Annotated in this window: 26 protein-coding genes and 1 riboswitch; of the genes, 12 read left to right on the top strand and 14 right to left on the bottom strand. The window is 68.1% G+C overall.

Annotation, left to right across the window (positions count from 1 at the left end; translation table 11 throughout):
- Window positions 1-11 precede the first annotated feature (11 nt).
- From hemC to AC57BR_RS22760, 4 genes are all read right to left on the bottom strand, one after another.
- Window positions 12-1010, bottom strand: a complete 999-nt coding sequence (gene hemC, locus AC57BR_RS22775; protein WP_496364706.1) for a hydroxymethylbilane synthase — start codon at window positions 1008-1010, stop codon at window positions 12-14.
- Complete coding sequence (locus AC57BR_RS22770) at window positions 1007-2242, bottom strand: ferrochelatase (protein WP_496364704.1); 1236 nt, start codon at window positions 2240-2242, stop codon at window positions 1007-1009. Before AC57BR_RS22770 ends, hemC begins: the two co-directional genes overlap by 4 nt.
- A complete protein-coding gene (gene hemQ / locus AC57BR_RS22765) occupies window positions 2239-2940 on the bottom strand; it encodes a hydrogen peroxide-dependent heme synthase (protein ID WP_496364702.1) in 702 nt (233 codons plus the stop codon). The genes AC57BR_RS22770 and hemQ overlap by 4 nt, the downstream gene beginning before the upstream one ends.
- 74 nt (window positions 2941-3014) lie before the next feature.
- Window positions 3015-3380, bottom strand: a complete 366-nt coding sequence (locus tag AC57BR_RS22760; protein ID WP_496364700.1) for a hypothetical protein — start codon at window positions 3378-3380, stop codon at window positions 3015-3017.
- A gap of 31 nt (window positions 3381-3411) precedes the next feature.
- Between AC57BR_RS22760 and AC57BR_RS22755 the strand changes: the two genes are divergently transcribed.
- A complete protein-coding gene (locus AC57BR_RS22755) occupies window positions 3412-3897 on the top strand; it encodes a hypothetical protein (protein ID WP_496364698.1) in 486 nt (161 codons plus the stop codon).
- Between the two features lie 291 nt (window positions 3898-4188).
- Here AC57BR_RS22755 and hemG read toward each other — a convergent pair whose 3' ends face one another.
- A complete protein-coding gene (gene hemG, locus AC57BR_RS22750) occupies window positions 4189-5694 on the bottom strand; it encodes a protoporphyrinogen oxidase (RefSeq protein WP_496364696.1) in 1506 nt (501 codons plus the stop codon).
- Between the two features lie 5 nt (window positions 5695-5699).
- Window positions 5700-6794 (bottom strand): uroporphyrinogen decarboxylase, encoded by a 1095-nt coding sequence (hemE, locus tag AC57BR_RS22745; RefSeq protein WP_496364694.1) that lies wholly within the window; start codon window positions 6792-6794, stop codon window positions 5700-5702.
- A 159-nt stretch (window positions 6795-6953) separates the two neighbouring features.
- Here hemE and AC57BR_RS22740 point away from each other — a divergent pair, with 159 nt between their 5' ends.
- The 3 genes from AC57BR_RS22740 to AC57BR_RS22730 all read left to right on the top strand — a co-directional run bounded on the left by AC57BR_RS22740 (window position 6954) and on the right by AC57BR_RS22730 (window position 11449).
- Window positions 6954-8321, top strand: coding sequence for a glutamyl-tRNA reductase (locus AC57BR_RS22740; protein WP_496364692.1), 1368 nt, complete (start codon window positions 6954-6956; stop codon window positions 8319-8321).
- Window positions 8322-8417: 96 nt separating this feature from the next.
- Window positions 8418-9104, top strand: a complete 687-nt coding sequence (locus AC57BR_RS22735; protein ID WP_496364690.1) for a hypothetical protein — start codon at window positions 8418-8420, stop codon at window positions 9102-9104.
- On the top strand, window positions 9101-11449 hold the full coding sequence (locus AC57BR_RS22730) for a multicopper oxidase domain-containing protein (RefSeq protein WP_496364688.1): 2349 nt from the start codon (window positions 9101-9103) through the stop codon (window positions 11447-11449). The genes AC57BR_RS22735 and AC57BR_RS22730 overlap by 4 nt, the downstream gene beginning before the upstream one ends.
- Window positions 11450-11505: 56 nt before the next feature.
- Here AC57BR_RS22730 and moeB read toward each other — a convergent pair whose 3' ends face one another.
- Window positions 11506-12705, bottom strand: coding sequence for a molybdopterin-synthase adenylyltransferase MoeB (gene moeB, locus AC57BR_RS22725; RefSeq protein ID WP_496364686.1), 1200 nt, complete (start codon window positions 12703-12705; stop codon window positions 11506-11508).
- Between the two features lie 84 nt (window positions 12706-12789).
- Between moeB and AC57BR_RS22720 the strand changes: the two genes are divergently transcribed.
- From AC57BR_RS22720 to AC57BR_RS22710, 3 genes are read left to right on the top strand one after another with little or no spacing between them, the layout of a single operon-like run.
- Entirely contained in the window at window positions 12790-13458 is a 669-nt protein-coding gene (locus AC57BR_RS22720; RefSeq protein ID WP_496364684.1) for a TetR/AcrR family transcriptional regulator, read from the top strand.
- A gap of 56 nt (window positions 13459-13514) precedes the next feature.
- On the top strand, window positions 13515-13739 hold the full coding sequence (locus AC57BR_RS22715) for a DUF3107 domain-containing protein (protein ID WP_003805104.1): 225 nt from the start codon (window positions 13515-13517) through the stop codon (window positions 13737-13739).
- Between the two features lie 8 nt (window positions 13740-13747).
- Window positions 13748-14050: a hypothetical protein gene (locus tag AC57BR_RS22710; RefSeq protein ID WP_496364682.1), complete on the top strand. Its 303-nt coding sequence runs from the start codon at window positions 13748-13750 to the stop codon at window positions 14048-14050.
- Window positions 14051-14070: 20 nt separating this feature from the next.
- On the opposite strand, the gene AC57BR_RS22705 is transcribed toward AC57BR_RS22710, so the two are convergent.
- From AC57BR_RS22705 to thiO, 4 genes are all read right to left on the bottom strand, one after another.
- Entirely contained in the window at window positions 14071-14745 is a 675-nt protein-coding gene (locus AC57BR_RS22705) for a 4a-hydroxytetrahydrobiopterin dehydratase (protein ID WP_496364680.1), read from the bottom strand.
- A gap of 63 nt (window positions 14746-14808) precedes the next feature.
- A complete protein-coding gene (locus tag AC57BR_RS22700) occupies window positions 14809-15603 on the bottom strand; it encodes a thiazole synthase (RefSeq protein WP_496364678.1) in 795 nt (264 codons plus the stop codon).
- Between the two features lie 5 nt (window positions 15604-15608).
- Window positions 15609-15845, bottom strand: a complete 237-nt coding sequence (gene thiS / locus AC57BR_RS22695; RefSeq protein WP_003805112.1) for a sulfur carrier protein ThiS — start codon at window positions 15843-15845, stop codon at window positions 15609-15611.
- A complete protein-coding gene (gene thiO, locus AC57BR_RS22690) occupies window positions 15842-17131 on the bottom strand; it encodes a glycine oxidase ThiO (protein ID WP_496364676.1) in 1290 nt (429 codons plus the stop codon). Before thiO ends, thiS begins: the two co-directional genes overlap by 4 nt.
- A riboswitch (TPP riboswitch) is annotated at window positions 17125-17245 on the bottom strand. Its footprint overlaps the gene before it by 7 nt.
- A 27-nt stretch (window positions 17246-17272) precedes the next feature.
- Between thiO and thiE the strand changes: the two genes are divergently transcribed.
- Window positions 17273-17974, top strand: a complete 702-nt coding sequence (gene thiE, locus AC57BR_RS22685) for a thiamine phosphate synthase (RefSeq protein ID WP_496364674.1) — start codon at window positions 17273-17275, stop codon at window positions 17972-17974.
- On the opposite strand, the gene AC57BR_RS22680 is transcribed toward thiE, so the two are convergent.
- Window positions 17975-18661 carry a ferritin-like fold-containing protein gene (locus AC57BR_RS22680; RefSeq protein ID WP_496364672.1) on the bottom strand — a complete coding sequence of 229 codons (687 nt, stop codon included), beginning with the start codon at window positions 18659-18661 and terminating at the stop codon, window positions 17975-17977.
- 41 nt (window positions 18662-18702) lie between these two features.
- On the opposite strand from AC57BR_RS22680, the gene AC57BR_RS22675 reads away from it, so the two are divergent.
- The 3 genes from AC57BR_RS22675 to AC57BR_RS22665 all read left to right on the top strand — a co-directional run bounded on the left by AC57BR_RS22675 (window position 18703) and on the right by AC57BR_RS22665 (window position 23071).
- Entirely contained in the window at window positions 18703-20223 is a 1521-nt protein-coding gene (locus AC57BR_RS22675; protein ID WP_496364670.1) for an RNB domain-containing ribonuclease, read from the top strand.
- Between the two features lie 302 nt (window positions 20224-20525).
- A complete protein-coding gene (locus tag AC57BR_RS22670; RefSeq protein WP_496364668.1) occupies window positions 20526-22193 on the top strand; it encodes a DEAD/DEAH box helicase in 1668 nt (555 codons plus the stop codon).
- A 5-nt stretch (window positions 22194-22198) separates the two neighbouring features.
- Complete coding sequence (locus tag AC57BR_RS22665; protein ID WP_496364666.1) at window positions 22199-23071, top strand: DNA-methyltransferase; 873 nt, start codon at window positions 22199-22201, stop codon at window positions 23069-23071.
- 75 nt (window positions 23072-23146) lie between these two features.
- On the opposite strand, the gene AC57BR_RS22660 is transcribed toward AC57BR_RS22665, so the two are convergent.
- Window positions 23147-23992 (bottom strand): PHP domain-containing protein, encoded by an 846-nt coding sequence (locus AC57BR_RS22660; RefSeq protein ID WP_496364664.1) that lies wholly within the window; start codon window positions 23990-23992, stop codon window positions 23147-23149.
- A gap of 117 nt (window positions 23993-24109) precedes the next feature.
- Between AC57BR_RS22660 and AC57BR_RS22655 the strand changes: the two genes are divergently transcribed.
- A complete protein-coding gene (locus AC57BR_RS22655; RefSeq protein ID WP_496364662.1) occupies window positions 24110-25699 on the top strand; it encodes an aminopeptidase P family protein in 1590 nt (529 codons plus the stop codon).
- Window positions 25700-25759: 60 nt separating this feature from the next.
- Here the strand turns inward: AC57BR_RS22655 and AC57BR_RS22650 are convergent, their stop codons facing one another.
- Window positions 25760-26767: a YflT domain-containing protein gene (locus tag AC57BR_RS22650; protein ID WP_496364660.1), complete on the bottom strand. Its 1008-nt coding sequence runs from the start codon at window positions 26765-26767 to the stop codon at window positions 25760-25762.
- Window positions 26768-26831 lie beyond the last annotated feature (64 nt).

The following is a 26831-nucleotide window of genomic DNA, read 5'->3' as shown; positions in this document are numbered from 1 at the left end:
GCCGGCTGCGGTCAGGAGGCCGTCAGGTCCGCGATGTCCGCAGCCCCCGCAGCCAGCAGGACCTCGGCCAGTTCGATTCCGAGCAGGGTGGCACCGACTTCGGTGAGACCGTCCGTGGCACGCTTGTCCCGCACCGAGGCAGTGCCGTCCACGGCGCAGACCACCGCTTCCAGGTGGAGCATGCTGCCCTTGCGGTACGCGTAGGCGCCAACGGGGGCTGCGCAGCCTGCCTCGAGCCGTGCAAGCAGTGCACGTTCTGCCGTGACCGCAAGCCTGGTGTCGGCGTCGTCAAGGGCGGCCAGCGCCTGGGCGAGCACCCCCTGCGACCCCTCAGTGGATCCGGCCCGGCGCGGCGCCTCAGCGGTGCGGCATTCGATGGCCAGCGACCCCTGGCCGGCTGCCGGAAGCATGATGTCCGTCTCCAGATATTCGGTGACGGTATCCAGGCGGCCGATGCGTTCCAGTCCGGCGGCGGCGAGGACGACGGCGTCGAGGTCGCACGACTTCCCGGCAACCACCGCGTCGGTGGCGTTGCCCGGCAGGCCGGGCACCCGGCCCAGCCGGGTGTCGACGTTGCCCCGGATATCCACGATGTCCAGGTCGGGGCGGACGGCGCGCAGCTGCGCGGCCCGGCGGGGAGAGCCCGTGCCGACGCGGGCACCCTTGGGCAGGTCGGCAAGCTTGAGGCCGTCGCGGGCGCAGAGGACGTCGCGGACGTCCACCCGGGGCGGGGTTGCGGCCAGCGCCAGACCCGGGGCGGAACCCGTGGGCAGGTCCTTCAGGGAGTGCACGGCCACGTCGCACTCGTTGCGCAGCAGCGCGTCGCGCAACGCGGCGACGAAGACGCCGGTGCCGCCCATCTGGGACAGCGAGCCGGTGAGGACGTCGCCGTCGGTCCTGACATGGACGAGTTCGACGTCGAAACCTCCGACGGCGGCCAGCCGGTCGGCCGTCTGCTGCGTCTGCGTCAGGGCGAGCTTGCTCGCCCTGGTGCCGATCCGTACTGTCACTTCGCGTCCTGCCCGGCGTCGGGGTAGGGGTCGTGCCCCTGGCCCACGGTGGTGTCTGCTCCGGCAATGGTGGGCTTTTCGCCGCGGAAGTTTTCGCAGCAGCCGGGACGGCAAACGTCATACCAGGGGCCGAGGCCGGTAACAGCCTGGCGGTCCGCGATGTTGTTGGCTGCCGTCCGTTCGCAAATCAGTTCCACGAGCCCCTCGACGAAGCGGCGGTGCGTCCCCGGCGTGGGCACTCGCGTGGCGGCAAGGCCCAGGTCCTGGCAGGTCTGCAGCGCTTCGGTGTCGAGGTCCCAGACCACCTCCATGTGGTCGCTGACGAAGCCGAGGGGGACGATCACGATACCAGCGACGCCCTGCTTGGCGAGGTCCTCGATGGCATCGTTGATGTCCGGCTCAAGCCACGGGATGTGCGGAGCGCCGGACCGGGACTGGTAGACGAGGGACCAGGGCGCGGACAGGCCGGAATCGGCTTCCACGCGGCGCATGATCTCCGCACCGTTGGCGAGGTGCTGGGCCACGTAGGCGGAATCCTCAGCAAATTCACGGGGCTCGTCCTCGGAACGGCCGGCGGCCACGGCGTCCCGGGTGGGGATGGAGTGGGTGGCGAAGAGAACGTGGATGGGGGCGTCGGGCTTGCCGGCAGCGGCCAATTGCGCGCGCACGTCGGCGACCCCCTGGGCGGTGCCCGTGATGAAGGGTTCCACGAAGCCGGGGTGGTCGAAGTACTGGCGGACCTTGTCCACTTCCAGCCTGCCGTCGAGCCCGGTTTCGGTCAGTGCCATGCCGATGTCCTCGCGGTACTGGCGGCAGCTGGAGTAGCACGAGTATGCGCTCGTGGTGAGCATGAGCAGGCGGCGGTGGCCGGCGTCGTACGCGTCCTGGAGGGTCTGCGGGATGTAGGGGTCCCAGTTGCGGTTGCCCCACAGCACGGGCAGGTCGATGCCCCGCGCTGCCAGCTCGGCTTCGAGGGCGGCCTTCAGCTCGCGGTTCTGCTGGTTGATGGGGCTGATGCCGCCGTTGGCGCGGTAGTGGTGTGACACCTCTTCGAGGCGCTCATCGGGGATCCCCCGGCCGCGGGTGACGTTGCGGAGGAACGGGATCACGTCGTCCTGGCCTTCGGGGCCGCCGAAGGAGGCGAGGAGGACGCCGTCGTATTCCTTGGGGGCCATCCTGCCGGTCTCAGTGACGGGATTTACGGCACCGACCTGGGGATCCAGCGGGCTCATGCGAGGACCTCGGCAATCTCACCGGACGAGATGCGCCGCCCGGTGTAGAACGGGATCTCCTCGCGGACGTGGTTGCGCGCTTCCGTGGAACGCAGGTGGCGCATCAGGTCAACGAGGTCCACGAGTTCCGGCGCCTCCAGACCAAGGATCCACTCCCAGTCACCGAGGGCAAACGAGGAAACCGTGTTGGAAATGACCTGCGGGAAGTCACGTCCCAGCAGGCCATGGTCACGCAGCATCTTGCCGCGCTCGTTGTCCGGGAGCAGGTACCACTCGTAGGAGCGGACGAACGGGTACACGCACAGCCATTCGGCCGGCTCCACGCCGCGGGAAAACGCCGGCGTGTGGTTCTTGGCGAACTCCGCTTCACGGTGCACGCCCATGGCGGACCACACGAGCTCGGTCCCCGCGAACAGCTTGCTGCGGCGGATGTCACGGATGGCCTGCTGCAGCGCCTCGGGCTTGGGGCCGTGGAGCCAGACCATGACGTCGGCGTCGGCGCGCATGGCGGAAACGTCATAGCTTCCACGGTGGGTCACCCCTCCCTCGGCCAGGCGGGCCACCAGGGCGTCGAAATCCTCGGCGGCATCGGCGCTGCGGAGGACCTCGGCGGAGCGCTTGAAAACGCTCCAGAGGGTGAAGAACTGCTCGGCTGATTCTTCGGTTTTAGTGACAGATTCGGCAGGAGTGTGGCTCATGGTTACTATCCTGCCCCTTCCATGCGGCCTAAGTCGAAAAACTCAACTTCTACGACATGTAGAAGTGGTTAATTTCACAGCACCCGCCGGATCCGGACTGCCGCAACACCCGCCGCCCCGGCAAGCGCCAGCAGCCCTGCTCCCCACCACACCTGCGGCTCGATGGTCCCGCTCCGCGAAACGCCCATGACAGCGCTCTCGGCCGGTCCGCGCGTGTAGGGCGAGCTGATCGTGGCCATGTTGTTGGGTCCTGCGAGCTGCGCCGAGCCCCAGACTCCACCGGCGACGCCTGCGGCCGAACGTCCCCGCAGGCCGGCGCCGCCCGACAGGCCGGTGATCTCCGCGAACGGGCTGGCGTCGGCGGACGGGGTTTCGGTGGTCGCCGCGCCCTGGGAACTGCCGGCAGCCGGCACAGAGGATCCGGCGGTTCCGGGCGCCAAGCCCGGAGCCTGCCCGGCGGGCGTGCCGCCGGTGCCGGCTGAGGGTCCCGACCAGCCTCCCGTTCCCGCTGCCGTTCCTGACGGCGATGCCGTTCCCGGCGAGGACGGGGCTGCCGACGAGGGCTGCGCTGCAGGTTCTGCTGTCCGCGTCGGCGCAGGCGCCGCACTTCCGGAGGAGCTCGGCGATGGGGCGGGAGATGACGGCGCCGGAGTGGTCGGTACGGGAACAGTCGGAACCGGCGAAGTCGGAACCGGAATGGAAGGGACCGTGACAGAAGGCAAGGGCACCGGAACGGCCGGCGTCGGGCGGGCGGAGATGGTCACGGAAGGGTCCGGCGTCGGAACCGGGGCCACAGGTGCAAGCGAGGGCGACTCCGAGGGTGCAGGTTCCGCGGGACGATCGCGTTCGTCCGCATCGGATCCCTTCCCGTTGGACAGCGCAGCCGCCGCCCAGGCCTCAAGGCCGGCGGCGTCGACGGTGGCAGCCAGACCCGTTCCGGCGGCAGTGCCGCCCTGACCGGGGTCCGCCAGCAGGTCGGATGCGGGCAGCTCGGACGCAGCAGCGTTGGATGCAGGAACACCTGCGGACAAGACCAGTACCGCTCCGAACGCAGCTGCTGCGGTGCCGCGCCGAAGACCCCCATGGAAACCAGTCAGCGAACGAAAACCATCGGACTTCTGATTGACCATAGTCATCGACCCTAAACAGATTTTCGCGCAGGGAGAAACTTGCGGAAGGTCCTCCCGGAAGGTATCGCGGGCGGCAGGGAACCTGTCTCCGGGCAAGCCCCGGACACCTCCTTCCTGCCTACGCCAGGAAGGCCGCGACCTGTGTTTTCGTGTCGGCCACCACAGCCGCCAGCCCGTTGCCGGCCAGCCAGCCGCCGACCATCAGCAGCCCGTCAATGCCGGCGCAGACCTGCCGGACTTCGGCTACCCGCTGGCGGTGCCCCACAGCGGCAAACGGCAGCGCTCCTGCCCAGCTGACGACGTCCCAGTCCACCAGCGCCTCCCGTGTGACGGGCACGGTCAGCAGCGCTGACGCATCCTGCAAAGCCATGTCAAGAAGTTCCTCGTCCGACGCCGATTCCGGCCCCCGCACGGCGGCCGCCGGCGTGGCCGGCGCGCCCTCGCTGCGTCCATAGGAGAGCCGCAGCACGTGCCTGCCGCCTCCGGCCGCTTCCGCCACCCAGTCCCATTTGCCGGTGGCGTGGGTGAGGGCCTTCGCTTGGATTCCGCCGGTTTGCGGCGCCACCAGGATTCCGGTGCCACGCGGCCGCTTGTCCAGCGCGGGAAGATCAACAACGAGTGTCACAAGCTTGACCACGGGTCCGGGCCCAGGCTGATGCGCGGCCAACGCCGGGACCGCTTCCCCGAGGAGCCGAACTGCAGACGGCCCGTCCAGGGCGACCACTAGAACGTCGGCCGTGTGGCTGTCCTCCCCCGCCGCCACCACCCAGCCATCCGGGGTCCGTGCGACGGCGGTCGCCGGGGTCCCCGGCAGCAAATGCACGCCGCGCGCCCGGAGGTCCGCCACGAGCTCCGTGACGAGGGTGTGCATGCCGCCCCTCAGGCCCGCGACGGCGGAGCCTGCCTTGGCCTGCCCGCCTTGCACTTGCGCTGACGCGCCCTGCGTTGCAGTGGCCGGTGTTGCCGTGGCCGGGGTTCCGGTCCCCTTGCGCTGGGCGGCCACGGCCGCAGCCAGCGAGCCGTGCCGGGTGATGCCCGCGCGCAACCCCGGTGCCACCATGTCCACGTCGAGCAGGCCCGGGTCAGCCGAATGCACGCCGCCCACCACCGGTTCCACCAGCCGTTCCAGGACGCGGCGCCCCATCCGGGCCCGCACCAGCGCGGAGACGCTGGAAACCTCGGCCGTGGTTCCCACGGAGGCGGGCAGCAGCTTGTCCAGCGAGGCGCGCAGGGACCCGCCCAGGCCCAGCGAGCGGCGGACCTCCGGATCCCACGGATTGGCCGGGATGCCCAGCACGCCGGTCTTGGGAAGTTCGCGGGGTCCGCCCGGCAGCTGCACCCAGGCGCCGCCGGGCCGCGGGGCAACGATGTGTCCGCCCAGCCCGAGTTCAGCAGCCAGGTCTGCCACGGCGGTGGAACGGGTGGCGAAGGACTCGGCCCCGCTGTCCAGGGTCAGCCCGGCCACGTCATGGCGGCCCACACAGCCGCCCCACGCGTCGGCAGCTTCCAGCACTGTGGTGCTGAGGCCTGCCCGTGCCAGTTCCCGGGCAGCCAGGAGCCCGGAGATGCCACCGCCGACCACCAGCGCCGTGCGTCCGGCAGCCGGAGGTCTGCCCGCAGCCACGGCCCTTACTCCGGAGAGACGGAGTGGATGAGTTCGACGACGCGCGTCAGGACCTCGGGGTCCGTTTCCGGCGGCACGCCGTGGCCAAGGTTCAGCACATGGCCGGGGGCGGCAGCGCCCTGCGCGATGACCTCACGGACGTGCGCCTCAAGGACCTCCCACGGAGCGGACAGCAGCGCAGGGTCGATGTTGCCCTGCAGCGGGACGGTGCCGCCCAGCCTGCGATTGGCCTCATCCAGCGGCAGCCGGTAGTCCACGCCGACGACGTCAACACCGACGTCGCGCATGGCCACCAGCAGCTCGGACGTGCCGGTGCCGAAGTGGACCAGCGGCGCGCCGAGGTCCCGGACGTGGTCCAGGGCGCGGGACGAGGCTGCGGCGACGAAGCGGGTGTAGTCGGCCAGGCCCAGGGAGCCCGCCCACGAGTCAAAGAGCTGGCCGGCGGAGGCCCCCGCCTCCAGCTGGGCGCGAAGGAACAGGCCGGAGGCATCCGCGGCCCAGTTGGCCAGCGCCGTCCACGTATCGGGGTCGGCGTGCATCATGGTGCGCGGTCCCAGGTGGTCGCGGGAGGGCCGGCCCTCCACCATGTACGCGGCCAGTGTGAAGGGTGCTCCGGCGAAGCCGATGAGCGGGGTCTTGCCGAGCTGATCCACCGTCAGCCGGACGGCTTCCCGGATGGGTTCCAGCGACTCCTCGGTGAGCCGGGGCAGGGCGGCGACATCGGCGGCGGTCCGCACGGGCCTGTCCAGGACCGGACCCACGCCGGGGACAATGTCCACGCCGACGCCGGCAAGCTTAAGTGGAATAACAATGTCGGAGAAGAAGATGCCCGCGTCCACATCGTGCCGGCGTACCGGCTGCAGGGTGATTTCCGAGGCAAGCTCGGGCCGGAGGCAGGAGTCGAGCATGGCGACGCCCTCGCGCACCTTCAGGTATTCGGGCAGGGAACGCCCGGCCTGGCGCATGAACCACACCGGGCGGCGGCTCGGCTTGCCGCCGCGGTACGCCGTGATGAGCGGAGAGTCTGCGGTGCGTCCGTCGCGAAGCGGATGGCCTGCGTCGAGTCCGGTGCCGGCGGGTGTCAGAGCGCTAGAAGTCATGCCTTTGATTGTGCCCAAAATCGAACCCAAAAGATAACGACAGCTTGTCATCCCGCGGCAGCCCCAATCCGGCCGTGGCACGAATCACAGGGGGTTAAACCCCCTATCCCTTCGAAGGGTTGTTCTACGCCGGTGCGAAAAAGCTATGATTGTCCTGCTGTGGTTCTTTTTTCATTGGTGGCTACACACGCCGACATCGACCTCGAAACCGTTGCTCAGCTGAGCAACGGTTCTTCTGGCATTGCCACGTCCGCCCTCGCCGGATCGCCGGCGGTCAAGGGCGCTGTTGTCCTTGCCACCTGCAACCGCTACGAAATCTACGGCGAGGCGCCGCACGTCGACGACGTGGAGGCCGCACGCGCCGCCCTGGTGGGCCAGATCAGCGAAACCAGCGGACTCAACGAGCAGCTCGTGTCCCGGTCGTTCAGCACGCACACCGGCCCCGACGTCAGCCAGCACCTCTTCGCCGTGAGCTCCGGACTCGATTCCGCAGTTGTTGGCGAGCGTGAAATCGCCGGGCAGGTGCGCCGGGCCCTGATCACCGCCCAGCAGGAGGGCACCGCCAGCGCCGGACTGGTCCGCCTGTTCCAGGCCGCTTCCAAGACCGCCAAGGACGTCGGCGCGCAGACAGCTCTCGGCTCCCGAGGCCTGTCCATCGTCTCGGTGGCCCTCGACCTCGCCATCGACCTGTCTGAAGAGACCGACTGGTCGAAGAAGAAGGTCGTGGTGTTCGGCACCGGCGCCTACGCCGGCGCCACCATGGCCCTCCTCCGCGAACGCGGCTGTCGCGATGTCTCTGTGTTCTCGTCGTCAGGACGCGCGGCCACCTTCGTGGCCACCCGCGGCGGGACCGCCCTCGACGGCGACACCCTAAACGCCGCCGTCGCCGCCGCCGACGTCATGATCGGCTGCAGCGGCTCGGACACGAGGGTGGAAGCCGCCGAGCTCGCCCAGGTCCGCGCCGGGTCCACCCAGCCGCTGATCGCCATCGACCTGGCGCTCACCCACGATTTTGATCCCGCCGTGGGAGAGCTCGACGGCGTGGAGCTCCTGACGCTGGAATCCGTACGGCTCGCGGCACCCCAGGAGCAGGCGGAATCGCTCGCCCAGGCCAGCAGCATGGTCACCGGCGCCGCCCAGGCGTTTGAACAGGAACGCGAGGCGCGGTCCGTGGACTCGGCCATTGTTGCCCTCCGCCGCCACACCATGAACGTGCTCGACGCGGAAATGGAAAAGGTGCGGGCCCGCCACGGCTGCACCGCAGCTGCCGAAGAGGTGGAGTTTGCACTGCGCCGCATGGTGAAGCAACTGCTCCATGTCCCCACCGTCCGCGCCCGCGAGCTGGCGTCCAACGGCCAACAGGACGACTACGTCGCAGCCCTGGAAACCCTGTACGGCATCACCGTGGAGCAGCCGGCGGCCCAGCCCAAGGCCGAGTGCCCTGTCGACCACAGTGGCCTCACGGCCAGCCCCCTGCAGGGCGCCGTCAACCTGCAGGAAAATGAGGCACGCAGGGACTCCGCCTAATCTGCGTATGTTCTGACAAACAGCACCCCACAAGCTTTCCATAGGCTCCCCAAGCAGCATTGAAGTTGCCCGGGAAAACCATATTGGGGAGCAGTCATGAATTCTTCTTCACCGGCCCCTGCCGTCCCGTCTCTGAGCCGCCGGCAATTCGGGCTCATCGTGGGAGGCGGAGCCCTGCTGCTCGTTGGCGGCGGGACCTACGGGATGGTGTCCCGCAGCAGACCCGGCGGCGGGGCAGGGCTCTTCACGGCCTTCGGCACCCTGTCGCTCGTCGACGCCGGACGCCTGGCCAGGCTTGATGCGCAGGGGCAGCCTGCCGCCACGCCGCTCGCCTCGGCCATATCGCAGGTCACGGACGGAACGCGCAGAGCCGCTGCGGCAGGCCAGACCGGTATCCAGCGCGTTTCCAGCCGCCGAGGCGCCGCGGTGGACGGCCACCACAGCGGCCCCCTCTTGGACTCCGACTGGCCGCAGCCCGGGAACTTCACCTGGGGCGACGTCGTGGTGCTCGAAGTGGCGCTCACCAATGTCCGTCCGGAGCCGGTCCTGTTCAGCCCCGGCCAGTTGCGCCTCAAGCTGCTGCCGTCCGGCATCACGGTGGCCCCGCAGGACGCCGACCGCGGGCCAGGTGCCATTGCCGCAGGCGCCACCGAGCGGGTCTGGATCAGCTATCTGGCCCCCCACGATTCCGTCGCCATGGAGATCGAGTACACGGGACTGGACGACGAAAACGCCCAGGCCCTCGCCCTGCCGCTCCTCACGATCGCCCAGGTGCGGTCTTGAGCCCGCTGGACCTTCACATCAACGACGGTTACCTTCCCATGGTGGACGGAACGCTCGTCTACCACCGCGGGTTCGGGGACCGCCGGACCGCGGTTAAGGATCCGAGGCCCAGCCTGGCCGTGAGTCCGCGGGTATTTCTGCGCAACGGCTCCGTCGTGGCCAGCCGGATCTATCCGCTCAAGGCCGCGCTGCCTCCCCTGGGGCGGCCGTCACCGGCAACCAAGGACCCGCTCAATCCCGGGGAGTTCCTGGCCCGGCGCGCCCACTGGGCCAGCTTCTTCCCCGACCGGACCCTCATCGCCGAAACCGGCAGTACCATCAGCATCCGGGTGACCAACAACCTTACGCAGGACCACTCGCTGCAGTTCCTGAACGTGGGTGCGGGAAACAGCCATGTGGGCACCGGAGTCATCAAGTCGGGCCAGACCAAGACCCTGAGCTTCAAAGCGCCGGCAGAAGGCGCCTATGTGTACTGCGACCCGGGGGCTGATCCAGCCGACCCGGAGGCGGACCCCGTCCAGCGGGTACTGGGACTGTTTGGCGCCCTGCTGGTGGTCAATCCGGACTCGCCCTGGCGGTTCGGCGCCACCGGTCCGGAATTTGAGCGCCAGTGGATGTGGATCCTGCACAACGTCGATCCGGCCTGGGCGGGCATCGCCTCCCGGCAGGGGACGGTGGACCCGGACAAGACCCCTGCATATCCCCGGTATTTCGCCCTCAACGGACGCAGCGGCTTCCAGTCCCTGGCTGCCTCCACCGATGAGGCCCTTAACCGGATCCGGGAGGAAGACACGCTGATGTCCGGCTCCCCCCGCCAGATCGATGTGCGCGATTTCAGTCTGTCCCCCGCGGCCGGCACGGTCCGCGCCGGGCAACTCATGCATTTCGTCAACGCCGGACTGGTCCATCATCAGCTCCATTTCCACGGCAACCACCTCTGGACCGTGCGGCGAAACGGTGAACCGTTCCCCCGCAGCGGCGGCCACATCGACGCCGAGGGACACGTGGTGCTCCAGCAGTGGGAGGACGTGATCGAAATGCATCCCCTGGACCGCAAGGCCTCTGTGCTTCCGCTGCGGCGCCCCCCGGAGGCCATCGACCAGGTGTGGAATGCCCGCAAGACGGACTGGAACTACCCCATGCACTGCCACGCCGAACCGTCACAGGTGGCGCGGGGCGGAATGTATCCCGGCGGCCTGGTTGGCCACTGGACCCTTGCCGCCCCCGGCCCGGTCAACGCCACGCCGGCGCCTGAGCTCTTCGGCAGCCAGGTGGACTTCAGTTCGCACCAGATGCACGAGGGAAGCCCGGCAACCGAGTTCCGCCAAGCCCCCGACGTCGCGCATGAGTTCAAGTTCTTCAACCGGAAAATGAAGTTCGACGACGGCGGCGAATTCGAGATGTGGACGTTTGAGACCGAGAACTCGGGCCGCATCTTCCCGGCTCCCCTGGTGCGGCTTACCGAGGGCCAGCTGTTCCACGGCACCATCCATCCCAGCAAGAAGGTCCACACCGTGCACTGGCACGGCATGGAGCCCGACCCCCGGAACGACGGCGTGGGCCACACCTCCTTCGAGGTATCCGGGAGTTACACGTACCAGTGGCGCCCTGAACGGGGCATACCCGGAAACCCGAACGTCGGCGCGTCCGGGACCTACTTCTACCACTGCCACGTCAACACCACCCTGCACGTACAGATGGGCATGTTCGGCCCGCTGATCATCGACCCGCCGGTACATAAGGACTACGCGGTGACCAAGGGAGCGCGCAGGGCATTCGTCGATGGGCCGGAGTACGACATCGATACAGAGACCATCCTGGTCCCGTATTCGGTGGATCCCCGCTGGCATGAGATGAACCACGCCGCGGGGCTCTCCGGGGACGACGCCGGCCTGGACAGGTTCGAGCCCAAGCACTTCTACCTGCTCGGCGGCGAACTGGCCCCCGTGCCCACCAGGGAGGGTCCGATCTTCCTGACCGGGATACGTGCCCGCGTCTCCAACGGAGGCACGGTCAAACCCACGCTGCTGCGCCTGCTGAACGCCAACTATTTCCCGGTGAACGCCTACTTCACCGACTCGGCAGGTAAACGCGTTGCGATGGCCGAACTGATCGCCCACGACGGCCGTCCGTTACGCGACACCTCAAACCCCAATGCTCCGGCACGGCCCATCTCCGAGACCGGCCCGCTGCGCACCAGCATCGTCAACTTCGGCGCAGCCGAACGGTACGACATGCTCCTGCGCCCGCCGGCGGCCGGGAACTACAAGCTGACCGTGGACCTGCTGCACTGGATCACCGGCAAGGTCGTGCATACGCGGCAGATCCCTGTCATCGCCCGGTGACATGTACTGCGGTGACGGTGGTTCACCTCGCGCTGGTCACGGCAGCACCGCCTGGATCAGTAGACGGGTTTCTGCGGCTCCACATCCCTGACCCAGGCGAGGATGCCGCCGTCGAGATGGCTGACGCGCTGGTACCCGGCCTTCCGGGCGGCGGCCAGCACGGCGGCCGACCGCGTCCCGGCCTTGCAGTGGAACACGATGTCCCTGTCCTGCGGCAGCTCGCCCCAAGCCTCACCGGAAAGGATGCGCCCCTGCGGGATCAGCACGGAACCGTCGATCCGGACAATGTCGTACTCCCCCGCCTCGCGCACATCCACGAGGTCGAAGTCCTTCAGCCCGGCCTGCCGCGAGGCCAGCATCGTGGCCAGCTGCGTTGCCGTCACGGTGTGCTCGGTGTCGGTTGTTTCCGCCGGGGCGATGCCGCAGAAGGCCTCATAGTCGGTGAGTTCCGTGATCCTTGGGGCGTCCGGGTCCTTGGACACCCTGATCTCGCGCCAGCTGCCACCAAGGGCGTCGTACAGCGCCACCCTGCCCAGCAGGGAACGCCCGACGCCGGTGATCAGCTTGACGGCCTCCGTCACCATGAGCGACCCGACCGCCGCGCACAGCATGCCGAACACGCCGCCTTCCCCGCACGACGGCACGGAACCGGCCGGCGGGGCCTCCGGGTAGAGGTCCCGGTACGTGGGGCCGTGCTGCTCCCAGAAGACGCTGACCTGCCCGTCGAAGCGGAAGATCGATCCCCACACGTACGGCTTGCCGAGGATGGCGGCAGCGTCATTGACCAGGTAGCGCGTGGCGAAGTTGTCCGCCCCGTCCAGGATGAGGTCGTAGCCGGCGAACAGCTCCAGGGCGTTGGAGGCATCGAGCCTGACGTTGTGCAGGCGCACGTCCACCAGCGGGTTCAGTTCCGCGATGGCGTCCCGGGCGGATTCGATCTTGGGCCGGCCAACGTCGCTGACTCCGTGAATGATCTGCCGCTGCAGGTTGCTCAGGTCCACGGCGTCGTCGTCGATGATCCCGAGGGTGCCCACTCCTGCGGCCGCGAGGTAAAGCAGCGCCGGCGCGCCCAGGCCGCCCGCGCCGATGACCAGCACGCGCGCGTTCTTCAGCCGCCTTTGGCCGAGGGCGCCAATTTCGGGAATGATGAGGTGCCGGGAATACCGCTCCACCTCTTCGGTGGAAAGCCCGGGCGCGGGATCGACGAGGGGGCCCGGGAGCGTGCGGACTGTATTTGCGGTGGACGGAGAAGCCATACTTCAATGTATGCCTGAAGATACCGCGCGGTCATATTACCCCCGGGTAAAGTGAAGTTAACTGCAAAGGAAAGAAGGCCAACAGTGGTTCATCATGCACCGGTTGATCGAACTCAGGCCGCGCACTCCAATGCCGGCCCGGCCCGCGCCGCCGGCCAGCGCTCCGCGAGGCTGCCGCGCGACGAGCGCCGGGCCCAGCTGCTGGCCGCAGCCCAGGAGGTTTTTGTCGCAAACGGCTACCACGGCGCCGCGATGGATGAAATCGCTGAAACGGCGCACGTCAGCAAGCCGGTGCTCTACCAGCACTTTCCTTCGAAGCGGGAACTGTACCTCGCGCTGCTGGACAGCCACCTCGAGGCGCTGACCGGGCTCATGCTGGGCGCCCTGAACTCGACCACGGACAACAAGGAGCGCGTCCAGGCGGTCATGCGCGCCTACTACCGCTTCATTGACAGCGACGACCAGGCGCACCGGCTGGTGTTTGAGTCCGACCTGATCAACGACGCCGACGTCAGCTCGCGCCTGGAGACGTTCAACAAGACGTTCGCCAATGCCATTGCCCAGGTCATTGCGGAAGACACCAAGCTGCCTCTGCTGGAGGCCCAGCTGCTGGGGCGCGGCCTTGCGGGCATGGCCCAGGTCAGCGCACGGTACTGGCTCGAAACGGACGGGAACCTCGACCTCGATGTGGCCAGTGACCTGATTTACCGTTTAGCTTGGCGCGGAATCTCTCGCTTCCCCAAAGAGACCTAGACTACAACTGAAACTACCTTTGAAATTTCAACCTTGATTGGCTGGGAGGCCTTGCTGTGGAAGTAAAGATCGGCATTCAGAACGTCGGCCGTGAAATCGTGCTGGAATCGGCCCAGGATGCTGACGCTGTGGCCAAAGTCGTGGCCGAGGCCATCGCCAAGGGCAGCGAGCTGCGTCTGAACGATGAGAAGGGCCGTCAGATCATCATCCCGGCCAACGTCCTCGGCTACGTCGAAATCGGCGCAGAGGAAGTGCGCCGGGTCGGCTTCGGCGCACTGTAGGCCGAGCCGTGCTGTCCCTCGTGATCGTGCTCCTGGTGACTGCCGCTGCCGGCTTCATCGTCTGGGCCAACGACCGGCGCCACACCAAGTACGGCATCCTCCTGCCGGCCGGCACCGCTGCGGTGGTAGGCATGCTGGCGTGGATCATCTGCATCTGGGCCGGGCTGGGCTACCAGCCGGGCCTGACGTGGCTGCCGTGGGTCCTTCCCATGGCGGCGGGGACGGCTGCTGCCTTGGCGGTGGCGGTCTACCTCGGCCGTGCCCGCGCCAAACACGACAACCAGCGGCTAACGGCAGCACTGAAGATCTAGCCGCGCGGGATCCGGCCAGGTCAGGATCCGGGAAGGTCCGGCCCCTGGCCTTCCTCAGTGCACAGGCAGAGCCGGTTCCCCTGGGCATCAGTGACCACCACCCAATTGGGTGCGTGGTCACTGTTCATTAGGGCCCCGGTGGCGGCCGTTTTCTCCAGGGCGGGTGCCGACTCGGCCTTCGAGCGGTGGATGTCCAGGTGCAGGCGGTTGTCGTTCGGCGTCGGGGTCTCCTGGAACCACACGCCCGGACCGCGGCCGTACGGGTCCACGAGGTCCCCGAAACGGCCCTTCCGGTAACCGAGAGCGACGCGCCAGACCTCGGAAATCTCCGCTGCGTCAGCCGTGTCGATGCCGATGTCCACCGAGCGGAACAGGCCTGGCTGGGCCTCGGCGCCTGCCGCCGCCGCGGCCGTGCTCGCCGAGGCCGCGGCTCCGGTGTCCCGCGTGGTCACCTCGCCCCCGACGTCGTGGGAACTGAACCTGATGAACACCCGGTTGTAGCGCCAGTCCAGGTCCGGATGGTGGTCCGTTTCCTCTGCCACACGCCCGACGGCGGCGATCAGCTCAAGCGCGGCGGCCGCCGTCGGCGTCTTATAGACGGTGACCAGGCCGCCCAGCCGGTAGCGCCAGTCGGGCAGTCCTGCGAGCGCTTCGTCGATCTGGGGTCGGGTGAGAATGTCGTCGCTGGCGGCCACAGTGCACTCCTAAGAAGGACCTGTTGAGCCTGCCGCACGCCGGGCCGGCAGGGGCGGCCGGACCTAGAGGAATTCCGCCCGGCCCTCCATGGCCGAGGACGCCAGGGCATGCTCACGGCGCGGGATCCGCCCGGCCGCACGCGCCAGCCTACCGGCGATGACGGCGTGTTTGAAGGCCTCGGCCATGAGTGCGGGGTTCTGCGCACGGGTGACCGCGGTGGCCAGCAGCACGGCGTCGCAGCCCAGCTCCATGGCCAGTGCCGCGTCAGAGGCCGTGCCGATCCCCGCGTCCAGGACCACAGGAACGGAAGCCCGGGACACGATCAGCTCGATGTTGTGCGGATTGAGGATACCCAGGCCCGTGCCGATCGGTGCTCCCAGCGGCATGACGGCCGAGGCGCCCAGGTTTTCGAGGCGGAGCGCCAGCACGGGGTCGTCGTTGGTGTAGGCGAAGACCTTGAAGCCGCGGTTGACCAACTGCTCCGTGGCGTCCACCAGCTCCACGGCGTCAGGCAGCAGCGTGTGCTCGTCCGCGATGACCTCAAGCTTGACCCAGTCGGTCTCCAGCGCCTCACGGGCCAGCTCGGCCGTCGTGACGGCATCCCGGGCAGTGAAGCAGCCGGCGGTGTTGGGGAGCACGCGGATGTTGTGGTCCAGCAGCAGCTGGAAGAGGGAGCCCGTTTCGGCAGGCGAATACCGCCGCATCGCGACCGTGGTCAGCTGGGTGCCGGACGCGACCAGCGCTGAGCCGAGACCGTCCAGGCTCGGAGCGCCTCCGGTGCCCATGATGAGTCGCGAGGTCAGCTCCACCCCGTCAATGACAAGGCTGTCTGCTGTTTCAGTCAGTGTTTCTACCATCGTGCTCATCCTCCCTGGACTGCCGTGACTAGCTCGATCTCATCGCCCTCGGCGAGGGCGGTGCTGTGCCACTGGCTGCGCGGCACGACGGCTGCATTGCGCGCCACCGCCACACCCAGTCGCTGGCCGTCGGCGGCCTGCCCGTTGGCGGACAGGCGGCGTCCCGTGACCTGGCTGACGAGCGAGGTCACCGAGGCGCCCTCGCCCACTTCCTGTTCGATACCGTTCAGAGTGATGTTCATGCTGGTTCCTTGTTCGGGTCAAATGTGACGCGGGTCAAATGTGAGAGTGCAGCGGCCGCTCCCGCCAGGTCCGCGGGCCCGGGGGAAAACCGGCCCGGCCGGAACGCGGCCCAGCGCGGATCCGTGATGCCATCCATGAGCTGGCGGCAGATCACTGCGGCCGCCGGGGTCAGCAGGACGCCGTGGCGGAAGAAGCCGGTGGCGATGATGAGGCCGGCCACGTCAGTCCCGGCCCCCTGCCCGCGGGCCGGAACCCGGCCGAGCAGCGGCGCGTTGTCCGGTGTGCCCGGCCGCGCCCGCGCAGTGGCTTCAAGGAGCTCGAGCTCGGCGACTGCCGGCAGCAGGACCTGCGCGTCACGCAGCAACTGGTAGACGCCGCCGGCGCTGGTGCCCGGTACCCCGTCTTCACGCTGGGTGGCGCCGATCACCACCGTGCCGTCCTGGCGGGGCACGATGTAGACCGGAACGCCCCGCACCATGCCGCGGACCGTTGCGGTCAGCAGGGGCTGCAGGTGTGCGGGGACCCTGAGCCTGAGGATGTCTCCGTAGACCGGGCGCAGCGGCAGCTGCAGTCCTTCCGGGAGGTTCTGCAGCTGGGCCGCGGCCAGGCCGTTGGCCACCACCGTCTCGGCCGCCCTGACGGACCCGCCTCCGGCCAGCCGGGCCCCGCAGACCTGCCCGCCGTCCCAGAGCAGGCCGGCGGCGTGCTCCCGCACCGCGTATCCCTCCGCTGCCGTGAGCTCCTGGCCATGGCCGGCCAGCCCGGCGGCGATCGCCCGGACGAGCCTTCGCGGATCCACCTGGTGGTCCGCCGGGATGTCCAGGGCGCAGGAGATCGCGGGGCTAAGCAGCGGCTCCCGCGAGCGTGCCTCGCGGATGGTCAGCGGTTCAACATCCAGCCCGTGGGTCCGCTGTACGTCCCGCAGGTCCATCAGGGCCCGGCGGTCGGCGGGATCGGCACCCACTGCAAGGGTCGGCGTCGTCAGGTACCCGGCGTCCTCGCCGGCAGTGAGGGTGGCAGCAAAGTCCGGCCATCTGGCGGATGACTCCAGCATCAGTTCCAGGAGTCCTTCCTCCTGGTAATGCAATTCGCTGACCGGAGCGAGCATGCCGGCTGCGGCCCAGCTTGCGCCGCTGCCGGGGGCTTCATCTATCAGCACCACCGAGCGGCCGGCGCGCCGTGCTTCCCAGGCGATGCCGTGCCCCACCACGCCGCCGCCGATGACGGCCACATCTGCCTCAAGACTTGTGGCGGCACATTCTTCGCCGCGTGTTCCAGGGTTCATGCATAATCCTTCCCTACGCCGGTACTAACCGGATCAGGTCAAGCGGTCGGCTCTGACGCCCTCTCAGCCCTGCGCCTTTTATGACAGCAGTAACGGGCTCCCGCGGTACCTGCCCAGTTTAGAGGAACTAAGGTGGTTGCCATGACCCAGCACTCTGCCCACACAGCCGCCCGCCTGTACCTCTGCACCGACGCCCGCAAGGACCGCGGGGACTTCGCGGACTTCGTGGACGCGGCGTTTGCCGGCGGAGTGGACATCATCCAGCTGCGGGACAAGAGCATCGAGGCCGCCGAGGAACTCGAGCTGCTGGACACCGTCCATGCCGCCGCCCGCAGGCACGGACGGCTGTGGGCCGTGAACGACCGCGCCGATATCGCGTCCATCGCCGGTGCGCCGGTATTCCACATCGGCCAGAAGGACCTGCCGCTCCGCGCTGCCCGGAAGCTGCTGCACGATTCAACTGTGATCGGACTGTCCACCCACAGCACGGACCAGGTGGATGCCGCTATCGGCGCCGCCCACGGCCGCAGCGGCCTGGACTATTTCTGCGTAGGCCCGCTCTGGGCCACGCCCACCAAGCCCGGGCGCGCCGCCGTCGGGCTCGACCTGGTGCGCTACGCGGCGGAGGCTGTCCGCACCGCGGACGAGGAGCGGGTCGGCGGCCTGCTGCTGCCCTGGTTCGCCATCGGCGGGATCGACCGCACGAATGTGGAGCAGGTCCTGGCGGCCGGAGCCAGCCGGATCGTCGTCGTACGCGCCATCACCGAGGCAGCAGACCCGGCAGCCGCCGCCGCGGAACTGCTCGACGCCCTCGACGCAACGGCGCCGGCAGCCATCTCCTAGCTACCCGCTCAGTCCCAGCTGGACCATCCGCCGGGAGTGGTTTTCCGCGACTTCGGCGGTGATGCCCCGCACCAGCTCGCGTGCAGTGGCATCCGTGGCGTCGGGCTCTGCCTCGACAAACAGCTCGCCAAGAAAGGCGTGTTCATGGCCCACGCGCTGGGCCTGGGTGATCGCTTCACCCAGGAGGCGGCGGCCCCACAGCGCGAGCCTGGACGCGAGCCTGGGGTCGTCCGCCAGCGCTCCCCTGAGCCGGTCCCGGAGGACGCCCGTGGCTTCTTCCGACGTCTGGATCTGCTGGATGAGGTCGCGCGTTCCGGGATCCACGAACCGGGCCACCGCCCGGTAGAAATCGGCGGAAACGGTGTCCACCACATAGGCCTTCATCAGGGATTCGTACCAGTCTGCCGGGCGGGTCCGTTCGTGGAAGTGGTCCACGGCGGACTGGAACGGCAGCATCGCATTTTCGACGTCGACGCCCATCTCCGCCAGCTTGGCGCTCACCAGTTCGTAGTGCTGGAATTCAATGACCGCGATCCGGCCGATCACCGCCCGGTCATGCAGTGTGGGTGAGTAGCGGGCGTCCGAGGAGAGCCGTTCGAACGCGGACAATTCGCCATATGCCATCACGCCGAACAGGTCTGCGACGAAACGGTCGTAGCGAGCGGTGTCAGCCGAGGATGTGCCCATAATCCAAGACTAACGGCGCAATTCGGGCTAACCTGATTTTCGTGTCACATCATCGTCTCTCGCCCAGCGTCCACGAGCAGACCAACGCGCTCGCGGACGCCCTGAGCGCGCTGCGGACGGAGCTGGAGCTCCCGGGGGACTTCCCCGAGGACGTGCTCAAGGAAGCCGAAGCCGCGGTGGCGGACCGGCAGTTTCCGGACCTGGACCTGACCGGAGTGGACTTCCTGACCATCGATCCGCCGTCGTCCACTGATCTGGACCAGGCGCTGTTCATCGAACGCCACGGCCAGGGCTACCAGATCCTCTACGCCATTGCAGACGTTCCGTCCTTCGTGCAGCCGGGCGGTGCGCTCGACGCCGAGACCCGCCGTCGCGGGCAGACTTTCTACGCACCGGACGGCCGGATACCGCTGCATCCGGAGGTGATCAGCGAGAACGCCGGCAGCCTGCTGGCCGGGCAGCTGTGCTCCGCCTTCGTCTGGGAATTCGAGCTCGATGCGGCCGCCGAGGTGGTGTCCGCGGCGGTGCGCCGGGCCGCTGTGCGCAGCCGGGCCAAGCTCAACTACAAGGGCGTCCAGGCAGACCTGGATGCCGGCACCGCCCCTCCGATGCTGCAGCTGTTGCGTGAGGTGGGGCGCAAGCGCGTGGACCTGGAGCGGGCCCGCGGCGGGGCCAGCCTGAACATGCCGGAGCAGGAGATCGTCCAGCTGCCCGACGGCGGCTACCGGATCGTGGCGGTCCCCCAGCTTCCGGTGGAGGACTGGAACGCCCAGATTTCGCTCATGACCGGGATGGCCGCCGCTTCGCTGATGCTCAACGGCAAGGTGGGGATCCTGCGCACCATGCCGGCCCCGGATGAACGCTCGCTCAGCCACTTCAAGCGTCAGACAGCCGCGCTGGGCAAACCGTGGGACGGGCAGGAAAGCTACGGCGAGTACCTGCGCACCCTCGATCCCACCGACCACCGGCAACTGGCCATCCTCCATTCGGCCGGCATGCTCTTCCGCGGAGCCGCGTACACGCACTTCGACGGAACCGTCCCGGAGGACGCCGTCCAGTCAGCCATCGGCACGGCGTACGCCCACACCACCGCGCCGCTGCGCCGGCTCGTGGACCGGTTTGTTTTGGTCATCTGCGAGGCACTGAGCAACAACCGCCCGGTGCCGGCCTGGGCCCGGGAGGCGCTCCCCTCGCTGCCCGAAATCATGGCGTACTCGGACCAGCTGGCGGCAAGGATGGAACGCCTTGCCCTGGACACCGTGGAAGCCGCGCTGCTGATCAACCACATCGGACAGGAGTTCGATGCCGTGGTGATTTCCGGGTCGAAGCCGGCCAAAAACGGCAACGGAAACGGGAATGGCGCCGGGAACGGGAATGGCAACGGTAAAGGCCTGAACGGCAAGGGAACCAACGGTTCGGGCCCCTCCGGCGTGGTCCAGATCGCCGAACCGGCCGTGACGGCCAGGTGCGCGGGCGAAATGGAGCCCGGCACCAGGGTCCGCGTCCGGCTCATCTCCTCGGACATCACCACCAGGGAGATCCACCTTGAGCTCGTCGACTGATCCGCTCCTGCGCCCGCCACGGGCCCCTGCTGCGGCGTGAGTCAAGGAAAACATGGGTTTGCCAGTAGACTGGGTGGGTAGTAATGGATGCCCGGTCGTTGATTTCCTTGATTTGAATTCAACAAGCCCGCCCCTACGCGATCTTGAGTCACACCCGCCGGTCCCCAGTGCCGGCATTTAGATAGCCCGCGATCGGCTTCCACTGGAATTGCTTGCGCGCCTGAGCGTGCTCCGGAACGGCCCCCGTGCCCGCCCCGTTGAGCAGGCGGCGCCAATGCCTAAATGAATAAGGAAACTCCCCTGTGAGTGAATTGCATACCCACCAGCTTCTCTCCGACGACACCGGCACCGAGACCATCGAGCCGGAAGAGACCATCATCTCGGACGAGAAGCCGCACGAAATAGCCGAAAAGTCCTTCGCCGACTACAGCGTGCGCGCCGACATCGTCGAGTCCCTCGCCGACGCCGGTATCACCCACCCCTTCCCGATCCAGGCTATGACCCTGCCCGTGGCACTGTCCGGCCACGACATCATCGGCCAGGCCAAGACGGGCACCGGCAAGACCCTCGGCTTCGGCATTCCCGCCCTGCAGCGCGTAGTGGGCCAGGACGACCCAGGCTTCGGCAAGCTGCCTGCCCCCGGGGCACCGCAGGCCATGGTGATTGTTCCCACACGCGAGCTGGCCGTCCAGGTCGCCAACGACCTGCAGACCGCCTCACGCAAGCGCAATGCCCGCATCGCCACGATCTACGGCGGCCGTGCGTATGAGCCGCAGATCGAGGCACTCCAGAAGGGCGTGGAAGTCGTTGTCGGCACTCCCGGCCGCCTCATCGACCTCTACAAGCAGAAGCACCTTGTGCTGAAGAACGTGAAGATCGTGGTCCTCGACGAGGCCGACGAGATGCTGGACCTCGGCTTCCTGCCCGACGTCGAGACCCTCATCGCCGGTACGCCCGCCGTCCGCCAGACGCTCCTGTTCTCCGCCACCATGCCGGGCCCCGTCATCGCCATGGCCCGCCGGTACATGACGCAGCCCACCCACATCCGCGCTGCCGATCCGGACGACGAGGGCCTGACCAAGCGCGATATCCGCCAGCTCATCTACCGCGCGCACAGCATGGACAAGACCGAGGTTGTTGCCCGCATCCTGCAGGCCCGCGGCCGCGGCCGGACCATCATCTTCACCAAGACCAAGCGCACCGCAGCCAAGGTTGCCGAGGAACTGGTGGACCGCGGATTCGCCGCGGCTGCCATCCACGGCGACCTCGGGCAGGGCGCGCGCGAGCAGGCCCTCCGCGCCTTCCGCAACAACAAGGTGGACGTCCTCGTGGCCACCGACGTCGCGGCCCGCGGCATCGACGTCGACGACGTCACGCATGTCATCAACTACCAGTGCGTGGAAGACGAGAAGATCTACCTGCACCGCGTGGGCCGCACCGGCCGCGCCGGCAACAAGGGCACGGCCGTGACCTTCGTGGACTGGGACGACATGCCGCGCTGGGGCCTGATCAACAAGGCGCTGGGCCTGAGCGTTCCGGAGCCCATCGAAACGTACTCCTCGTCACCGCACCTGTACGAGGACCTGGACATCCCGGAAGGGACCAAGGGCCGGCTGCCGCGCAGCAAGCGCACCCTGGCCGGTGTCGACGCCGAAGTCCTGGAGGACCTGGGCGAGACCGGCAAGAAGAACACCCGCTCCGGCGGCCGCGATGCCGGCCGCTCCGGCAGCAGGGAAGGCAGCCGCCGCGGCGGTGACGCGGGCAAGCGTTCGGGCGAGCGCCGCCGTCGTTCTTCAGATTCAGGCGCGGATGCCGGAACCGGTCCCGCTTCCACTGCGACCGTTGAAGGCGAGCAGCCGGCGCGTCCGCGCCGCAACCGCACCCGCACGCGCCGCCGCAATGGCGAAGTGGTCTCCGGCAGCGAATCCGCAGCAACCGGCTCGCAGCCGGGCGGCACCGAGGCCCCATAGCCTCAATGACTGAAACTGTCTGGGCGCCGGACGGCAGCAACCTGGTGGTGCACGCGGATAACGCGGACTTCCTCCCCACGCTGCCGGACGGCGCCTTCACGCTCATTTACGTGGACCCGCCCTTCAACACCGGCCGGGCCCAGCAGCGCCAGGAAACAAGGATGGTGCTGAATGCCGACGGCGACGGCGACCGGGTAGGCTTCAAGGGCCGCTCCTATGACACGATCAAGGGCGCCCTGCACCGGTATGACGACGCCTTCAGCGACTACTGGTCCTTCCTCGAGCCGCGCCTGGTGGAGGCCTGGCGGCTCCTGGCCGACGACGGCACCCTGTACCTGCACCTTGACTACCGCGAGGTGCACTACGCCAAGGTCATGCTGGACGCCATCTTTGGCCGGGAGTGCTTCCTCAACGAGATCATCTGGGCCTACGACTACGGTGCACGCGCCAAAAACCGCTGGCCCACCAAACACGACAACATCCTCGTGTACGTCAAAAACCCGGCCAGATACCACTTCAACAGCGCCGAGGTGGACCGGGAGCCCTACATGGCGCCGGGGCTCGTGACCCCGGCCAAGCGGGAGCTGGGCAAACTGCCCACCGACGTCTGGTGGCACACCATCGTCTCCCCCACGGGCAAGGAAAAGACCGGCTACCCCACGCAGAAGCCCGAGGGCCTGGTGCGCCGGGTGGTAGCTGCGTCCAGCCGTCCGGGTGACTGGTGCCTCGATTTCTTCGCCGGTTCCGGCACGCTCGGCGCCGTGGCGGCAAAGATGGGGCGCAGGTTCGTGTGCGTGGACCAGAACCAGCCGGCCATCGACGTCATGGCCAAGCGGCTCGGGACGCAGGCCGAGATCGCGTCCTACCCGCCGGCGTAGGCGTCTGCCCAAGTAAGTAGCACTTCAGGGCGTTCCCAGCTCTGGGAACGCCCTGAAGTGCTACCTGGATGGGATTTAGCGCACGACGGCGGTGCCCGTGGCCAGCTCCTCAATCCGCTCGAACACGTCCGGCGCAGTCAGGTTTTCGCCCAGCCGGTTCGGCTTGCCCAGACCGTGATAGTCCGAGGACCCGGTCACCAGGAGCCCGTGCTGGGCGGCCAGCTTCCGCAGGAATTCCCGGCCCTCTTCCGGGTTGTCCCGGTGGTTGACCTCCAGCCCGGCAAGGCCGGCGTCGATCATGTTGTGGTAGGTGCTTTCACCCACAATGCGCCCCCGCGCGGAGGCGACGGGGTGGGCAAAGACAGGAACGCCGCCCGCGTCGCGGACCAGTTCGACGGCGAGGGCCGGCTCCGGCGCGTAGTGCTGCACAAAGTAGCGGGAGTGGGACGTGAGGATGGAGGTGAAGGCCTCGGAACGGTCCGCTACCACTCCCGCCGCCACCAGGGCGTCGGCGATGTGCGGCCGTCCCAAAGTGGCCCCCGGCGCCACATGGTGGATCACGTCGTCCCAGCTCAGGGGGTAATCCTCGGCCAGCAGCGTTACCATTCGTTCGGCGCGGGTGAGGCGGGCTTCCCTGGCCTTCGTGATTTCTTCGAGCAGGCCCGGGTGCGTGGGATCGTGCAGGTAACTCAGGAGGTGGACGCTGATCCCGTGCTCTGTCCGGCAGGAAATCTCCATGCCGGGCACCAGTGCCACGCCGTAATCAATCGCCGCCCGGGACGCTTCCTCCCAGCCGTCCGTGGAGTCATGGTCCGTCAGTGCGATGACGTTCAGCCCTGCCGCCGCCGCGGCTGCCATGACGTCAGCAGGAGTTTCCGTGCCGTCGGAAATATTCGAGTGGGCGTGCAGATCTATCCTCACCAGCCCAGCCTAGTAGATGGCGTGCCCGTGTGGCCGGGATGGCCGTGATTCTCCCTCCCGGTACTCCTGCGGTGCCGGTGTTGGCCTAAGCCGCGCGGCTGGTGAGACGATGGGACGGTGAACTCTGCAGACAACACCCACAACGGTGAAAACACAGCTTCCCAGCCCATGGAAGAGCGCGTCAACAACCGCTCCCAGCGGCCCAGTTCCGCGGCTTTCAAGGCCTTCATGGCCAGCAGCTGGGCGCCCGCGCCGCAGGTAACCCCTGAACGGGACGCCGTCGCCAGCCACGCCGCGAAGAGGCGGCGGGCCATCTCCGACCAGTTCAAGGGTGAACGCCTGGTGCTTCCGGCCGGGCCCCTGAAGGTCCGGTCCAACGACTGCGACTACCGCTTCCGGCCGCACTCCGGCTTCGCCCACCTCACCGGCCTCGGGCTGGACCATGAGCCCGACGCCGTGCTCATCTTCGAACCTGTTGAGGAGGGAAAGGGCGACGACGGCGGCAGCCACCGCGCCACGCTCTACTTCCGGCCGCTGGCCGGACGGGACACCGAACAGTTCTACGCCGACGCGCGGTCCGGAGAGTTCTGGATCGGGCCCCGGCCCACGCTGGCCGAGTTTGAGGCCCGGCTCGGAATCCCCACGGCCCACATCGACGAACTGGAGGTGGCCGTCACCAAGAACGTCGGCGCCCCGGAAATCGGCGGCGTCTCCATCCGCCTGGTGCGCAAGGTGGACGAAAACATCGACGCGCTCGTGGACACCGCCCGCTACAACACCGCCAAGGACCCGGACAACCTGGACCTTGGCGTGCTGGACGCCCTCGACGAGAAGCTCTCCGAAGCACTCTCCGAGCTGCGCCTGACCAAGGACGAGTGGGAAATCGAGCAGATGCGGATCGCAGTGGCCGCAACGGTGGAGGGCTTCACCGAAGTGGTCAAGGCCCTGCCCCGCGCCCTGACGCACTTCCGCGGTGAGCGCGTAGTGGAAGGCGCCTTCTTCGCCCGTGCCCGGGAGGAAGGCAACGAACTCGGCTACGACACCATTGCCGCCGCCGGCAACAACGCCACTGTGCTCCACTGGACCCGCAACACCGGCAAGGTCAATGCCGGGGAACTCCTCCTGCTGGACGCAGGCGTTGAGGCCGATTCGCTCTACACCGCGGACATCACCCGCACGCTCCCGGCCAACGGCAAGTTCTCGGACGTGCAGCGAAAGATCTACGACGCCGTCCTCGACGCAGCCGACGCCGGCTTCGCGGCCGCCCAGATCGGCGTGAAGTTCCGCGACATCCATACGGCCGCAACCACTGTCCTCGCGGAGCGCCTTGCCGAATGGGGCCTGCTCCCGGTCCCCGTCGAGGAGGCCCTCGGCGAGGACGGCCAGCAGCACCGGCGCTGGATGCCGCACGGCACCAGCCACCACCTCGGCCTCGACGTCCACGACTGCGCCCAGGCCAAGCGGGAACTCTACCTGGACGGCGTGCTGCGCGAAGGAATGGTCTTCACCATCGAACCGGGCCTGTACTTCAAGCAGGAAGACCTGGCCATTCCCGAGGAGTACCGCGGCATTGGGGTGCGCATCGAGGACGACATCCTGATGACCGCCGAGGGCCCCGTGAACCTCAGCGCGGCGCTGCCCCGGACCGCGGACGACGTCGAGGCCTGGATGGCCGGCATCTACCAGGAAATCGACGCCAAGGGTTAAGAGTTGCAGAAAGGGACGGCCACCGGGTGATCCGGTGGCCGTCCCTTTTGCCGTCTCTCGCTACTGCTGCTGTCCGTCCCGGCCCTGCTCGGCCTGGTTCGGATCCACCCGTACTCCATACTGTGGCCGGCCGTCCGGCAGGTCCGGGTAACGGACGGACGCCGGGCGCTGGCCCGCTGCAGGCGCGGCTTCCGCGCCTTGGCCCTGCTGCTGGTTAGCGCCGTACTGCTGGCTCTGCTGATTGGCGCCGGCCTGCTGGTCCTGCGGCTGTTCCGCGCCGTACGGCTGGCCCTGCTGGCCTGCGCCGTACTGCTGGTTTGCACCGTACGGCTGGTCCTGCGGCTGCCCGCCCTGGGGGTGCTGCCCTGCACCGTACTGCGCGTCGGCGTTCTGGCCCCGCTGACCGTAGGGGTCGTTCCAGCCCGCCGGCCGCTGCGGCGCCTGGCCCTGCGGCGGTCCCTGGTGCCGGCCCGGCTGCTGGTCAGGCTGGTTCTGGTTATAGGGCTGGTTCTGGTAGTCGTGCTGGGCGTGCGACGCCGGACGCGCACCGGGGGTGGCGTCGGACGGCGTCATCGGCAGCTGCTGGAGCAGCCGCCGCGCCTCGTGGGCCGCCTCGAACGCCACAATGACGTCGTAACTGGTGGCAACCACCTGGCTGGTGGACGTGAAATCGCGCTTGCCGCGCTGCATGGCGTAGGTGACGATCCCGAACAGCATGAAGAACGCCGCACCCATCAGCACCGAACTGATGATGGAGAACGTCCCGCCGGCGGGCGTGAAAAAGGACAGCATGACGCCGACGAAGAGGCCGAACCACATGCCGCTCAGGGCGCCGGAGAGCGCCACCCGCGGGTAGCTGAGGCGCCCGGTCACGCGCTCCACCATCTTGAGGTCGTTCCCCACGATGGACACCAGGTGCACCGGGAACTGCTGGTCAGCGAGGTAGTCAACGGCCTTCTGGGCGTCCAGGTACGAGGTATACGAGCCGACGGTGTCCCCGGTGGGGACAGTCTTCGATTCGTCCGAGCCGTTGGGCGCAGCCTTCGGAGCACCAAAAATGTTAGCCATACCCCCATTCTTGCCCATAAGCATGGGTGAAAGCTGAAAATTCAGCTAAAAGAGAGCAGACTCG

The organism is Arthrobacter sp. BGA-UO-ETr-C19 (assembly GCF_059568005.1).
The sequence above is the reverse complement of the archived record's forward strand: the minus strand, read 5'-3'. Positions and strand labels throughout refer to the sequence as shown.

Bases quoted from the DNA above. Each gene is read 5' to 3' on its own strand.
- AC57BR_RS22770 (WP_496364704.1), bottom strand. From the start codon at position 2,242: ATGAGCCCGCTGGATCCCCAGGTCGGTGCCGTAAATCCCGTCACTGAG.
- hemQ (WP_496364702.1), bottom strand. From the start codon at position 2,940: ATGAGCCACACTCCTGCCGAATCTGTCACTAAAACCGAAGAATCAGCC.
- hemE (WP_496364694.1), bottom strand. From the start codon at position 6,794: ATGACTTCTAGCGCTCTGACACCCGCCGGCACCGGACTCGACGCAGGC.
- AC57BR_RS22735 (WP_496364690.1), top strand. From the start codon at position 8,418: ATGAATTCTTCTTCACCGGCCCCTGCCGTCCCGTCTCTGAGCCGCCGG.
- moeB (WP_496364686.1), bottom strand. From the start codon at position 12,705: ATGGCTTCTCCGTCCACCGCAAATACAGTCCGCACGCTCCCGGGCCCC.
- AC57BR_RS22700 (WP_496364678.1), bottom strand. From the start codon at position 15,603: ATGGTAGAAACACTGACTGAAACAGCAGACAGCCTTGTCATTGACGGG.
- thiS (WP_003805112.1), bottom strand. From the start codon at position 15,845: ATGAACATCACTCTGAACGGTATCGAACAGGAAGTGGGCGAGGGCGCC.
- thiO (WP_496364676.1), bottom strand. From the start codon at position 17,131: ATGAACCCTGGAACACGCGGCGAAGAATGTGCCGCCACAAGTCTTGAG.
- thiE (WP_496364674.1), top strand. From the start codon at position 17,273: ATGACCCAGCACTCTGCCCACACAGCCGCCCGCCTGTACCTCTGCACC.
- AC57BR_RS22680 (WP_496364672.1), bottom strand. From the start codon at position 18,661: ATGGGCACATCCTCGGCTGACACCGCTCGCTACGACCGTTTCGTCGCA.
- AC57BR_RS22665 (WP_496364666.1), top strand. From the start codon at position 22,199: ATGACTGAAACTGTCTGGGCGCCGGACGGCAGCAACCTGGTGGTGCAC.
- AC57BR_RS22650 (WP_496364660.1), bottom strand. From the start codon at position 26,767: ATGGCTAACATTTTTGGTGCTCCGAAGGCTGCGCCCAACGGCTCGGAC.